The sequence below is a fragment of the Streptomyces sp. genome, assembly GCF_031178505.1.
Lineage (GTDB): Bacteria > Actinomycetota > Actinomycetes > Streptomycetales > Streptomycetaceae > Streptomyces > Streptomyces gulbargensis.
In genome coordinates, this window is the sequence record NZ_JAPSIW010000012.1 from 1 (window position 1) to 12,640 (window position 12,640).

Consider the following 12,640-nt stretch of genomic DNA (forward strand, 5'->3'; position numbering starts at 1 on the left):
CAGCAGGGTGGACTTCCCGGAGCCGTTCTCACCGACGACGAAGGCTTTCTCGCCGGGCCGGACGCTGAAGGAGACGTGGTCGAGGAGGAGGCGGTCGCCGTAGGAGAGGCTGACGTCGCGCAGGGTGAGCTGGGCGCGGTCGCGCATGGTGGTGTCCCGGGGTGGGTTCGTCGGATTCGGGCACGCGGGAGACCGGCCGACGCGCCGCGCGACCGTCAAGGGTCACGGGCGGGGCCGAGTCCGGGGGCCGGAATCAGAGGAAGAAGTAGTACGAACCCATGGGATCGAGGCTAGCAGTGGGGGCCTCGCCGGTTCACGGGGTTTTCGGGAGCGGGAGCGCCCCCGGGAAAGTACCGGACCGGGAACCGGCTCTTTCCGGGGGCGTCACAGGAGGTTGCCCAGCGGCCCGAGGTCGATGTTCAGGTCCTCGGGCTCCAGGCCGAAGCGGTCGCGCAGCAGGGCCATCCGGTCCTCCAGGAGCATGAGGGTCAGGCCGAGCCGTTCCTCCTGTTCCTCGGTGAGGTCGCCGGACTCGACCCTGCGCAGGGCCTGGCCCTCCATCAGCCGGCGCAGCAGTTCGACGACGGTCAGGACCAGTCGGGCCAGATCGCGCTCCACGGTGTCGGGGTCGAGTTCGACGCGGCGCGGCCGGGTCGTCATGGGTTCACCTGCCTCCACGGGGACGGCACGTTCTCGCCGACCGCGCTGATGAGAGCCTTCAGGTCGACGCGTACGAGGTCGATGTCGGCGATCCGGAGGGTGATGTCCCCGGCGAGGACGACCCCGCCGGCCAGGAGCCGGTCGAGGAGGTCGACCAGGGCGATCTCCCGTTGATCGGTCATGGTCCGGTTCCCTCCTCGGGGCCGGTCCGGGTGAAGGAGTAGGGCACCCAGGGGCCGGTGACCTCCACGCGCAGACCGGTGTGCAGGTCGTCGGGCGGGGGGAGCGCGTCGCGGAACCGCTGTTCCCCTTCCTCGGGGACGAGGTACGCGGCGTTGAGGACGTTGCGGCCGGGGACCCCGGAGAGCCGGGCCTGCTGGGGTGGGTGGAGGACCGTGTCGGCGGCGGCGCGGGCCAGTGCCTCGTGGAGGTGGCGGGCGGTACGGGCGGCCGCGTCGTCCGCGTCCTGCCGGGCCCGCTGCTGCCCCAGCCGGCGGCGCAGGTAGTCGCGGCCGGAGCCGGCCCGGTCCGGGCGGTCGCCTCCGGCGGGTTCGGCCGCGGGTGGCGCCGCCGCCTCGTCCACGTACAGCTTGACGCCCCACTCGCGGGCTCCCGCCAGGCGGTCGAGCGCTTCCAGGAGGCGGTCCTCCCCCTCCTCGAGCAGGCGGCGCACGCCCTGCTCGCCGCGGCAGACGGTGGCGAGCCGCAGCGGGACGACGGTGGTGTGCCGGCCCGCCTCGGCCACCACTCCGTGGTGGGCGCGGGCCACCCGGGCGAGCCAGTCCAGGTCCTCGAGCCGCTCGCGCAGGGGCGCCTCGTCGAAGTCGGTCGCGGGGACCTTCTCGGCGAGCGCGGTCAGGCCCCGGTGGTCCACGGTCGCCAGGCCTTCGCCGAGGGTGCCGCCGGCCGGCGGGCCGGCGGGCCCGGGGGACCGGACGACGGCGTACACGTACCAGAGGTTCTCGTCGTTCATCGCTCCTGCCTCGTTCCGGGCTCGCTCCCGCTTCGCTGCCGTCTCACGCCTCCCTCGCCTCCAGTTCGGCGATTCGGCGCCGCAACTCCTCGTTCTCGCGCCCGAGTTCTCCGCTGCGGGCCCGGGAGGACAGGGCGGGATCCTGCTCCCACCAGTCGATGCCCATCTCCTTGGCGCGCTCCACCGAGGCGACGACGAGGCGCAGCTTGATGGTGAGGAGTTCGATGTCGAGGAGGTTGATGCGGATGTCCCCGGCGATCACCACCCCTTTGTCGAGGACGCGTTCCAGGATGTCGGCGAGGTTGGCCGACTGGGTGTCGGGGGGCCGCGGCAGTCCCGAGGGCATCGTCATGCCTTCTCCTCCCGGTCGCTGTCGTGGGGTGCGGCGCGGCGCCCCCGCCGCCCGGTGAGGCGGCGGAGGCGCTCGGTGGCGGAGGTGGCGACCGCGTGCGCGGTTCCGCTGGCGCGGCCGGCCGCGCGGGCGGCCGCCAGGGTCAGCGCCGCCAGGCGGCGGCCGCGCGGCGAACCCGCCCGGCGGGCCGCGCCGAGCGCGGGGTGGTGGGTCATGGACTTCACTGGCTTCCCCTCACCTCCAGTCGGGCCAGGAGCTCGTCCTCCCGGCGGTCGAACTCCTCCTCGTCGATCTCTCCGGCCTCGAACGCCTCGACCAGGGCGGCGAGTTCGCGCTGGACGACGGCCGGGTCGTAGTACTCCCGCTCGGCCACCTCGACGACCTGCCGCAGCACCCAGGCCGTGCCCCGGACCGGGGCGGCGGGCAGGAGGAGGACTTCCCGGAGCAGTCCCATGGTCAGCCCGCTCCGGCGAAGCTGTACGGGGGCAGCGGTCCCGTCACCTGCTCGCGCAGGTGCTCGTGCTCCTGACGGAGGGCGCGTACGGCCTCCAGGAACTCCTCCCGCCGCTCGCGTTCCACGAGGAACGACAGGTTGGCGAGGTGCCCGGTGTTCTGCGGGCCCCGTACCACCGCGGCGGCGTAGGGCGCGAGGGTCTCCTCGACGAGCGCGGCGTCGGTCCTCTCGCGCTCGGCGACCGCCCGCGCGACCCGCTCGCCGAAAGCGATCTTCTCCTCATGGGTGCCGCCGCCCGCCGCGCGCTGCGCGGCGTGCAGGGCCATCAGGTCCGGGTCGGCGGTGACGACCAGGTGCAGCACGCTCTCCTCGTCGTGGTGCACCTTGACGTTGAACTCGTCCTTGCCGTCGAGGGCCTTGAGCTGTTCGAGGTAGCGGTCGTGGTGCTCCGCCAGGATGTCGGCGACGGCCGCGTCGTCGGGGGCGATGCCGCCGAACCGGAGGGGCAGGACGGGGCCGTCCTTGCCCGCCGTGATCACGACGTGCTGGTGCGCGAGCAGGTCGCGCCGCTTCGCCTTGGGCTGGGCCGGGGCGTCGCTGCACAGGGCCACCAGGTCGCCGCTGCGTACGGTGCGGACCTGGCTCGGCGGGTCACCGATGCCTTCGATCGGCTCGGGGAGCGTCCGGTCGGCGGACGCGATGCCGTAGACGTAGGTGCTCATTCCTTCTCCTCCCGGCGGCTCGAGCCGCGCCCGCGCGTCCCGCTGCTCGTCTTCTCCTCGACGGCCTCGTCGCGTGCCTGGTGGAAGGCGTCGGAGATGGTCTGCGCGGCGCCGCCGAGCGCGCCCTTGGTCTTGGCCCGCGCGCCGGACTCGGTGATGTCACCGACCAGGTCGGGCAGGCCGGGGTTCTTGTGGGGGCCGGACTCCAGGTCCAGCCGGTTGCACGCCTCCGCGAACCGGAGGTAGGTGTCGACGCTCGCCACGACGACACGGACGTCGATCTTCAGGATCTCGATGCCGACCAGAGAGACGCGGACGAACGCGTCGATCACCAGGCCGCGGTCCAGGACCAGTTCGAGCACGTCGTACAGTCCGCTGGAGCCGCCTCCGGAGGCGGCAGGGGCGGTCTGGGCAGGAACGACAGTCATGCTTCTCGGTCTCCCTCTCGTCTCGGGACGGACGTCGGGGGCGGCGGGGGCGGGGCGCGCCGCTCAGCGCCGGTCGGCCCGCCCGCGTTCGTAGCGGCGGGCGCGGCGGTAGCCGAGCAGCTGCCCCTCGGGGTCGGCCTGCACCTCGTACGAGGCGAGCAGACTCATGGTGTCCGGAACGCGCCGCAGTTCCACGACTTCGACCGTCAGGCGCCAGTCACCGTTCTCGTGGCGCTCGCAGGAACTCACGGCCTCCGCCGGCTGGTCGAGCAGCTGCGCGAGCTGTTCCGTCGCCGTCCGGATGACCGTGGCGACCGGTGCGGACCGATTCCGCGCCGGGCGCTTCGCGTGCTCCGTCTCCGCCTCGCTGTCCGATCCGTCGTCCGATGAATGGGTCATACCTTGCTCCTCCTTCGCCTTACCGGGCCCGTTCGGGACAAACCGGTTGATGTGACTCCTTTTCACGAATGTCTCCGGGACCTCCGGACGGGCGTTCCCGTTCCGCGTGCCCGCCGCGTGCCGCTCCACACGCATCCGCCGGCATGACGAGGCCGTGTCCGGTGAGCGGACGGCCTCTTGACCCGTCGCGGCGCCGGCCACTACCTTGCGGCTCACACGACCCGCGACACGAGAGGAGGCGACCGTCGGATGTACACCAGCTCCGACCTGAGGCGCCTCACTCACAGCACGGTCTGGGTCCACGGCCGCATCGCGCACGGCCACTGACGACGCCCCCTTCGTGACGTGCCCTCTCCGTGGCACCTGACGACGCGTCCTCCTTCCCTCTTCCTCCTTTCCCTCTCCGGCACGTCTCCGTGCCGCGCCGCGCCCGCCGTCCCGGTGCGCCTCGAACACAGAAAGCTGTCCGCCTTGCCTCACACGCCGAACCGACCGACCCCCCACCGGAACGCGGGCCCGTCGTGGTAGCGCCGCGCATCACCGTCAACGGGACCGCGACACCGATCGCCCCGGCCGAACCCCACACCACCGTCCTGGACTTCCTCCGCGAGCGCGGCCTGACGGGCACGAAGGAGGGCTGCGCCGAAGGGGAGTGCGGCGCCTGCGCCGTCCTGGTGGCCCGCCCCGGGGTGCACAAGCCCACCGACTGGGTGGCGGTCAACGCCTGTCTGGTGCCGGCCGCGGCGCTCGACGGCCAGGAGATCGTCACCTCCGAGGGCCTCGCCACCGCCGGTGAGCCCGGCACGCCTCCCGTGCTGCACCCGGTGCAGGAGGAGATGGCGGTCCGGGGCGGCTCCCAGTGCGGTTACTGCACACCGGGGTTCGTCTGCAGCATGGCCGCCGAGTACTACCGGCCCGACCGCTGCCCCCGCGGGGCCTCGGGGACGGAAGGGAGCGGCGGCGGGCACGGCCGCGACGCGGGGGACGGTACGCGGCACGCCGACGCCGAGCACGGTCCGAACGGGTTCGACCTGCACGCGCTGAGCGGGAACCTGTGCCGCTGCACCGGCTACCGGCCGATCCGGGACGCCGCCTTCGCCGTAGGAACACCCCCGGACGAGGACCCGCTGGCGCGCCGACGCGAGCAGGCGCCGCCCGCTCCGGTCGCCACCGCCTACACCCGGGGCGAGAGCGCCTTCCTACGCCGCGACACCCTGGCCGACACCCTGCGGCTGCTGCGCGAGCGGCCCGACGCCGTGGTGGTCGCCGGGTCCACCGACTGGGGCGTGGAGGTGAACATCCGCGCCCGGCGGGCCCGTTGTGTGGTCGCCGTCGACCGGCTGCCCGAACTGCGGGAGCTGCACGTCACGTCCGGGCACGTCGAGATCGGCGCGGCGCTCACACTCACCGAGATCGAGCGCCGGCTCGACGGCTCCGTACCGCTGCTCGCCGAGCTGTTCCCGCAGTTCGCGTCCCGGCTCATCCGCAACGGTGCCACCCTCGGCGGCAACCTCGGCACCGGGTCCCCCATCGGTGACAGCCCGCCGGTGCTGCTCGCGCTCGAGGCGTCGGTGGTGCTCGCCGACGCCGACGGTGAGCGCGAGGTCCCGCTGGCCGAGTACTTCACCGGGTACCGGCGGAGCGTGCGCCGCCCCGACGAGCTGATCCGCGCGGTCCGCGTCCCGCTTCCCCTGTCGCCGCTCACGGCCTTCCACAAGATCGCCAAGCGGCGCTTCGACGACATCTCCAGCGTGGCGGTCGCCTTCGCGCTGGACGTCGAGGACGGCATCGTCCGCAAGGCGCGCATCGGCCTGGGCGGTGTGGCCGCCACCCCGATCCGTGCCCTCACCACCGAGGCGGCTCTGGAAGGCAGGCCGTGGACGGCGCGGACCGCCGAGGCGGCGGCCACGCTGCTGCGGGCGGAGGGCACGCCGCTGGACGATCACCGGGCCAGCGCCGCCTACCGCTCGGCGATGCTCGGCCGGAGCCTTGTGAAGCTGTACGCGCGAACCACCGAGGCGGTGTCGTCATGAGTCATCTGTCCGAACGCCCCGAGAAGCCCGTCGTCGGGCTCCCCCTGCCGCACGAGAGCGCCGTCCTGCACGTCACGGGGGCCGCGCTCTACACCGACGACCTGGTCCACCGGACCAAGGACGTGCTGCACGCGTACCCGGTGCAGGTGATGAAGGCCCACGGCCGGATCACGGCGCTGCGGACCGCTCCCGCGCTGGCCGTGCCCGGGGTGGTCCGCGTGCTGACCGCCGCCGACGTGCCGGGCGTCAACGACGCCGGGATGAAGCACGACGAACCGCTCTTCCCCGACGAGGTCATGTTCCACGGCCACGCGGTCGCCTGGGTGCTCGGTGAGACGCTGGAGGCCGCCCGGCTCGGCGCCGCGGCCGTCGAGGTGGAGCTCGAGGAGCTGCCCTCGGTGATCACTCTGGAGGAGGCGATCGCGGCCGAGAGCTTCCACGGCGCCCGTCCGGTGATGGTGACGGGCGACGTCGAGGCCGGCTTCGCCGACTCCGCCCACGTGTTCACCGGCGAGCTGCAGTTCTCCGACCAGGAGCACTTCTACCTGGAGACCCACGCGGCACTCGCGTACCTCGACGAGTCCGAGCAGGTCTTCGTCCAGAGCAGCACCCAGCATCCGTCGGAGACGCAGGAGATCGTCGCCCACGTGCTCGGTCTGCACAGCCACGAGGTGACCGTGCAGTGCCTGCGGATGGGCGGCGGTTTCGGCGGCAAGGAGATGCAGCCCCACGGCTTCGCGGCGGTCGCCGCCCTGGGCGCCAAGCTGACGGGCCGGCCGGTCCGGGTGCGGCTCAACCGGACCCAGGACCTGACCATGTCCGGCAAGCGGCACGGCTTCCACGCCGCGTGGCGGATCGGCTTCGACGCCGAGGGCCGCGTCCAGGCCCTGGACGCCACCCTGACGGCGGACGGCGGCTGGAGTCTGGACCTCTCCGAGCCGGTGGTCGCCCGCGCGCTCTGCCACATCGACAACACGTACTGGATCCCGCACGCGCGGGTCGCCGGCCGGGTCGCCCGGACGAACAAGGTGTCCAACACCGCCTTCCGGGGCTTCGGCGGCCCGCAGGGCATGCTGGTCATCGAGGACATCATGGGGCGGTGCGCGCCGCTCCTCGGCCTGGACCCGACGGAGCTGCGCGAGCGCAACTTCTACCGGCGGGGTCAGACGACGCCGTACGGGCAGCCGGTCGTCCAGCCCGAGCGGATCACCGCCGTCTGGGACCGGGTCAAGGAGAACGCGGGGCTCGCGGAGCGCCGGCGGGAGATCGCCGCCTTCAACGCCGCGCACCCGCACACCAAGCGGGCGCTGGCGCTGACGGGTCTGAAGTTCGGCATCTCCTTCAACCTCACCGCCTTCAACCAGGCCGGCGCACTGGTGCTGATCTACAAGGACGGCTCGGTCCTGATCAACCACGGCGGCACGGAGATGGGACAGGGGCTGCACACCAAGATGCTCCAGGTGGCCGCGACCACCCTGGGCGTCCCGCTGCACAAGGTGCGGCTGGCCCCGACCCGTACCGACAAGGTGCCGAACACCTCGGCCACCGCGGCCAGCGCGGGCGCGGACCTCAACGGCGCCGCGGTGAAGAACGCCTGCGAGCAGCTGCGCGCCCGGCTGCTGGGGGTGGCCGCCACCCGGCTGGGGGCGAACCCCTCGGACGTACGCATCGTGGAGGGCGTCGCCCGCGTCCTCGGCGGTGACGGGGAGCTCGCCTGGGACGATCTGGTGCGCACCGCCTACTTCCAGCGGGTGCAGCTGTCGGCCGCGGGTTTCTACCGGACGGAGGGCCTGCACTGGGACGCCGGGACCTTCCACGGCTCGCCGTTCAAGTACTTCTCGCACGGCGCCGCCGCGGCCGAGGTGGAGGTGGACGGGTTCACCGGCGCGTACCGCCTCCGGCGGGTGGACATCGTGCACGACGTGGGCGACAGCCTCTCCCCCATGATCGACATCGGTCAGGTCGAGGGCGGTTTCGTGCAGGGGGCGGGCTGGCTGACCCTGGAGGACCTGCGCTGGGACACCGGCACGGGGCCGAACCGGGGCCGGCTGCTGACCCAGGCGGCGAGCACGTACAAGCTGCCGAGCTTCTCCGAGATGCCGGAGGAGTTCCACGTCACGCTGCTGGAGAACGCGGCCGAGGAGGGCGCGGTGTACGGCTCCAAGGCGGTGGGCGAGCCTCCGCTGATGCTGGCGTTCTCGGTGCGGGAGGCCCTGCGTGAGGCGGTCGCCGCGTTCGGGCCGGGCGGGATCGCCGTCGAGCTGGCCTCGCCGGCGACTCCGGAGGCGGTGTACTGGGCGATCGAGGCCGTCCGGCGGGCCGGTGACGGTGCCGCCGGTGACGGTGCCGTGGCGGCCGGTTCCGGGGGCGGCGGTACGGTCCCGGCCGGTGCGAAAGCGCTGAGCGGTGCCTGACAGCACGTGGATCGGCGCGGTCGCGCGGTTGCGGGAACGCCGGGAGCCCGGCGTCCTGGTGACCGTCGCGACCGTGCGCGGTCACGCTCCGCGCGACGCCGGCGCGAAACTCGTGGTCGGCCGGACCATGACGTGGGGTTCGATCGGCGGCGGCAACATCGAGGCGGTCGCCATCGACCGGGCGCGGGCCATGATCGACGCGGCGGAGACGGAGCCGGAGCTGGTCGACTTCGCCCTGAACGACAAGGTGACCAACGCGTACGGCGTGCAGTGCTGCGGCGGCGCCGTCTCCGTCCTGCTCGAACCGCTGCCGGTGGTCCGGGCGGTCGCGATCTTCGGCGTCGGTCACGTCGGGCTCGAACTGGCCCGGATCCTGGCCCGCCATGACCTCGACCTCCACCTGGTCGACAGCCGCGCCCACGTCCTCGCCGACGAGCGGCTCGGGGTCCTGGCGGACGCGGTGGCGCGGGTACGCGTCCACCACACGCCGCTGCTGCCGGAGGAGGTTTTGGAGGACCTGCCGGACGGCGCCCACGTCCTGATCATGACGCATGACCACGCCGAGGACGCCGCCCTGTGCGACGCCGCCCTGCGGCTGCCCCGGCTGGGTTCGGTCGGGCTGATCGGGTCGGCGGCCAAGTGGGCCCGCTTCCGTGGGCGGCTCGCCACCGAGGGGGGGCACGACGAGGCCGCCATCGGCCGGATCAAGACGCCGATCGGCCTCGCCGACATCACGGGCAAGCAGCCGGCCACGATCGCGGTGAGCGTCGCGGCCGACCTGCTGCGCACCTTCGAGTCCGAGGGGGCGGGCGCGGGGCCGCCTAGTCCTTGAGGGGTTCGGTGGCCGGGCCCTGCAGGACGCTGCCGTCGGCGGCGAAGCGGGAGCCGTGGCAGGGGCACTCCCAGGTCTGTTCCGTCTCGTTGAAGCCGAGTTCGCAGCCCATGTGGGTGCAGCGCCGGCCGCCGGACCTGCCCGCCAGGAAGTGGCGGGCCACGGTGGCCTGGTGCTTGGCGACGTCGGGGAGTTCGCGCAGCGGGAGCCGCCGGCGCGGGTCGAAGAGTTCGGTCCACGGGGGACGCGGCGCCCCGGTCACGTGCGCGGTGAGGAGCCCGGCGGCGATGACGCCGTTGGACAGGCCCCAGCCGTCGAACCCGGTGGCCACGTAGACGTGCTGGGTGTCGGGGTGCTCGTGACCGACGTAGGGGACGCCGTCGACCGTGGTCACGTCCTGGGCGCTCCAGCGGTACGGGGCGGCTCCCCCGCCGTCCCCGCCGGTTGCCGCGGCGAAGTCGGGGAAGCCGCGGGCGGCCCAGGACTCGAGGCGGGCGAAGCGTTCCTCGACGCCGCCCGCGCCGGGTTCGTACGACTCCCCCGCCACGATCAGCAGCCGCCGGCCCGGGCCGAAGGGCGCCGTGCGCACCGAGCGGGTGCCGTGCTCGGGGGTGAGGTACATGCCGCGCGGCGCGCGGTCGGCGGGGACCGGGGCGGCGACGACCAGTTCGCGGCGGACACCCAGCCGTACGAGCAGGCTGCTGTGGCAGCGGAGCGGGAACTGGGTGGCGAGGACGACGTCGCGGGCGTGCACGGTGTGACCGCCTTCGGTGGTGAGCCGGCACTCGGCGGCCTCCTTGACGCCGGTGACGCGGGTGCGCTCGTGGATCCGGCCGCCGTGCGCGACGAGGTCCTCGGCGATGCCGAGGAGGAAGCGCCGGGGGTGGAACTGGAGCTGGTTCTCGACCCGTACCGCGGCCTCGACGGGATAGGGGAGGCCGGTCTCGGCGGTGCTGTTCACCCAGGTCGCGGGAAGACCGGCCGCCGCGGCCGCCGCCGCCTCGGCGCGGACGTCCCCGGCCCGTTCGGCCCGCGTGGTGTAGGTGAAGGCGGGCAGGTGCTCCAGTTCGACGTCCTGTCCGAGGCCCGCGCAGAGCCGCTCCACCTCCCGCAGGGCCTCCTGCTGCGCGTCGGCGTACAGGGACGCGGCCTCGGGGCCGTGGTCGTGGCGCAGGCGGTCGTAGCAGAGGCCGTGGAGGGCGGTCACCTTGCCGGTGGTGTGCCCGCTGACCCCGCCCGCGATCCGGTCCGCCTCCAGGACCACGACGTCGCATCCGGCGCGGGCGAGTTCCCGCGCGGTGCACAGGCCGACGATTCCGCCGCCGACGACGGCGACGTCGACGGTGAGGTCGCCGTCCAGGGGCGGGTGTTCGGTGGCCGAGGGACTGCTCTCCAGCCAGTACGGGCGCATGGTGCCTCCTCCGCGCGGAACGGCCCACGTGTCGCGGCTCGCTTCCCGCGGCTCGCTCGTGGAACTCACTGCTTGGCTCGCTCACGGGGGCGGCTACCCTGCGCGCGGCGGAATACCCCGGGGCGAGGACACCCGGGCCCGGGGGGGCTCGGGACGCGCGGGCCGGTTCAGCCGACGCCGTGCGGCCGGAACTGGACGCTGATGCGGGGGCCGACGGCCCGGCGCGTCTTGGGTACGGCGTGTTCCCAGGTGCGCTGGCAGGAGCCGCCCATGACGACGAGGTCGCCGTGGCCGGCGGGCACGCGGAGCGCGACGGGGCCGCCGCCGCGCGGGCGGAAGGCGAGGTCGCGGGGGTCCCCGAGGGAGAGGATGGCGACCATGGTGTCCCGCGTGGCGGAGCGTCCGTGCCGGTCGCCGTGCCAGGCGACGCTGTCGCGGCCGTCCCGGTAGAGGCAGAGCCCTGCGGTGGTGAAGGCCTCGCCGAGTTCGGCGGCGTAGTGCGCGCCGAGGGCCTCACGGGCCTCGTGGAGCGCCGGGTGCGGGAGCGGCCTGCCCTCCGGGTAGTACGCGAGGAGGCGCGGCACGGCGACGACGCCGTCGTACATCCGCCGCTGCTCGGCGCGCCAGGGCACGTGGGCGACGAGTTCCTCGAACAGGGCGTCGGCCCCGTGGAACCAGCCGGGAAGATGATCGACCCACGCGCCCCCGGCGAGCTCCGTGCGCCGCAGCCCGTGCAGGGGCCCGGGGCCGATGTCGGTCCCCTGGTCGAAGAGGGAACCCTGGAATCCGGGGAGGTCGGATGGTGCGGCGTTCATGCGTCCAGCATAGCCACGTAACCGAACATACGAGCGAATCAGGAGGGGGGCGTCACCGCACGTGCCTGCCGGGCACGAGGGTGGTGGCGCGGAGCGCCGGCCCGATGTCCCGGGCGAGCGCCGCGACGGCGGGGCGAGGAGGCCCGGCGGACGGTCCGACGTCGCGACTTCCTCGCCCTGCCGGCCGACCCGGCGGTGGGCGCGAGGCGTCGGCGGACACCGCACCCGGAGGGCACCGCTCCGCCCCCCGCCCCCTGAAACGGCGTTCTAGAACGAGTGGCCTATGCTGACTGTCCTGCGGAACGCCGAGGTGCGCCCGTGACCGTGGCCGGTACGGCCCGGCGGCAGGAGAGAGCGAGGGACCCGGCTCGATGAGCCCGAAGCAGCAACGCGGGGAAGCCACCGTCGAGCAGGTCCTGGACGCCGCCCTGCGTCTCTACGCCTCCTCCGGGGAGGCCGGCCTGACGGTCGGAGCGCTCACCCGCACGAGCGGGGTCAGCACCGGCAGCGTCTACCACCACTTCGGCAGCCTCCACGGTGTACTCACCGCGCTCGCCCTGCGCTGGCTCGGCCGGCTCCTGGGGGAACTGGGCACGGCCCTGACCGCGACGGACGACGCCCGGACCGGGGTGCGGGCCGTTGTCCGGGCCTACCTCGGCTTCGTGCGCGACCATCCGGCCGCCGCCCGGCTCCTGCACTCCACCACGGCCGACCGGGAAGGCATGACCCGCACCTCGGAGATCCGGGACTCCCAGGAGGCCCGCCTCTCCCCGATCGCCCGGTGGATCGAGGCCCGGGTCGAGGCCGGGGAACTGGCCCCGCTGCCCGTGCCGGTGATCGAGACCCTCGTCCTGGGTCCGGTCATCGGACTTGCGCGCCGCTGGATCACCCTCGGGGACGTCGACCTGGACGAGGCCGCGCGCATCCTGCCGGACAGGATCTGGCGCTCGGTCGCCCCCTGAACGCCCGCTGAGGGGCGCGCACGCGAGGAAGGCCCCGCACGGCCCGCGCGGTGCGCCGCCGGAGGGTGCGGTCCGCGCGTGGCACACCGGGGACTGCAGGCGGGTTCCGGCCCTTCGAAGGCCGCTCGCCCGGCGGCTCACCCTGGCCGTCCGGGCCGCCCGGCCCGACCGCGCGCCCGGCATCA

At 73.8% G+C, this 12,640-nt stretch carries 16 protein-coding genes; 4 read left to right on the forward strand and 12 right to left on the reverse strand.

From position 1 onward, the window contains the following. From RIF68_RS02545 to gvpO, 10 genes are all read right to left on the reverse strand, one after another. A partial coding sequence (locus RIF68_RS02545; protein WP_309049462.1) for an ATP-binding cassette domain-containing protein occupies positions 1-147 on the reverse strand: 147 nt, incomplete at its 3' end. Between the two features lie 237 nt (positions 148-384). Further along, entirely contained in the window at positions 385-660 is a 276-nt protein-coding gene (locus RIF68_RS02550) for a gas vesicle protein K (RefSeq protein WP_309049431.1), read from the reverse strand. Beyond that, on the reverse strand, positions 657-842 hold the full coding sequence (locus tag RIF68_RS02555; protein ID WP_309049432.1) for a gas vesicle protein: 186 nt from the start codon (positions 840-842) through the stop codon (positions 657-659). The genes RIF68_RS02550 and RIF68_RS02555 overlap by 4 nt, the downstream gene beginning before the upstream one ends. Further along, entirely contained in the window at positions 839-1,633 is a 795-nt protein-coding gene (locus RIF68_RS02560; protein ID WP_309049433.1) for a GvpL/GvpF family gas vesicle protein, read from the reverse strand. The genes RIF68_RS02555 and RIF68_RS02560 overlap by 4 nt, the downstream gene beginning before the upstream one ends. A gap of 43 nt (positions 1,634-1,676) precedes the next feature. Next, a complete protein-coding gene (locus RIF68_RS02565; RefSeq protein WP_309049434.1) occupies positions 1,677-1,985 on the reverse strand; it encodes a gas vesicle protein in 309 nt (102 codons plus the stop codon). After that, on the reverse strand, positions 1,982-2,209 hold the full coding sequence (locus RIF68_RS02570) for a hypothetical protein (RefSeq protein WP_309049435.1): 228 nt from the start codon (positions 2,207-2,209) through the stop codon (positions 1,982-1,984). Before RIF68_RS02570 ends, RIF68_RS02565 begins: the two co-directional genes overlap by 4 nt. Continuing rightward, on the reverse strand, positions 2,206-2,439 hold the full coding sequence (locus RIF68_RS02575) for a gas vesicle protein GvpG (RefSeq protein ID WP_309049436.1): 234 nt from the start codon (positions 2,437-2,439) through the stop codon (positions 2,206-2,208). Before RIF68_RS02575 ends, RIF68_RS02570 begins: the two co-directional genes overlap by 4 nt. A 2-nt stretch (positions 2,440-2,441) precedes the next feature. Continuing rightward, positions 2,442-3,161, reverse strand: a complete 720-nt coding sequence (locus tag RIF68_RS02580; protein ID WP_309049437.1) for a GvpL/GvpF family gas vesicle protein — start codon at positions 3,159-3,161, stop codon at positions 2,442-2,444. Next, a complete protein-coding gene (locus RIF68_RS02585; protein ID WP_309049438.1) occupies positions 3,158-3,589 on the reverse strand; it encodes a gas vesicle structural protein GvpA in 432 nt (143 codons plus the stop codon). The genes RIF68_RS02580 and RIF68_RS02585 overlap by 4 nt, the downstream gene beginning before the upstream one ends. A 63-nt stretch (positions 3,590-3,652) precedes the next feature. Beyond that, entirely contained in the window at positions 3,653-3,988 is a 336-nt protein-coding gene (gene gvpO / locus RIF68_RS02590; RefSeq protein ID WP_309049439.1) for a gas vesicle protein GvpO, read from the reverse strand. Positions 3,989-4,509: 521 nt separating this feature from the next. On the opposite strand from gvpO, the gene RIF68_RS02595 reads away from it, so the two are divergent. The 3 genes from RIF68_RS02595 to xdhC are packed head-to-tail and all read left to right on the forward strand — an operon-like array spanning position 4,510 to position 9,267. Continuing rightward, entirely contained in the window at positions 4,510-6,021 is a 1,512-nt protein-coding gene (locus RIF68_RS02595; RefSeq protein WP_309049440.1) for an FAD binding domain-containing protein, read from the forward strand. Continuing rightward, entirely contained in the window at positions 6,018-8,435 is a 2,418-nt protein-coding gene (gene xdhB / locus RIF68_RS02600) for a xanthine dehydrogenase molybdopterin binding subunit (protein WP_309049441.1), read from the forward strand. Before RIF68_RS02595 ends, xdhB begins: the two co-directional genes overlap by 4 nt. After that, entirely contained in the window at positions 8,428-9,267 is an 840-nt protein-coding gene (xdhC, locus tag RIF68_RS02605; protein ID WP_309049442.1) for a xanthine dehydrogenase accessory protein XdhC, read from the forward strand. Before xdhB ends, xdhC begins: the two co-directional genes overlap by 8 nt. On the opposite strand, the gene RIF68_RS02610 is transcribed toward xdhC, so the two are convergent. Both RIF68_RS02610 and RIF68_RS02615 read right to left on the reverse strand, forming a co-directional pair. Next, positions 9,257-10,678 carry an FAD-dependent oxidoreductase gene (locus RIF68_RS02610; RefSeq protein ID WP_309049443.1) on the reverse strand — a complete coding sequence of 474 codons (1,422 nt, stop codon included), beginning with the start codon at positions 10,676-10,678 and terminating at the stop codon, positions 9,257-9,259. The genes xdhC and RIF68_RS02610 overlap by 11 nt on opposite strands. A 167-nt stretch (positions 10,679-10,845) precedes the next feature. Continuing rightward, positions 10,846-11,493 (reverse strand): alpha-ketoglutarate-dependent dioxygenase AlkB, encoded by a 648-nt coding sequence (locus RIF68_RS02615; protein WP_309049444.1) that lies wholly within the window; start codon positions 11,491-11,493, stop codon positions 10,846-10,848. 371 nt (positions 11,494-11,864) lie between these two features. On the opposite strand from RIF68_RS02615, the gene RIF68_RS02620 reads away from it, so the two are divergent. After that, positions 11,865-12,455, forward strand: a complete 591-nt coding sequence (locus RIF68_RS02620) for a TetR/AcrR family transcriptional regulator (RefSeq protein ID WP_309049445.1) — start codon at positions 11,865-11,867, stop codon at positions 12,453-12,455. Positions 12,456-12,640: the final 185 nt, after the last annotated feature.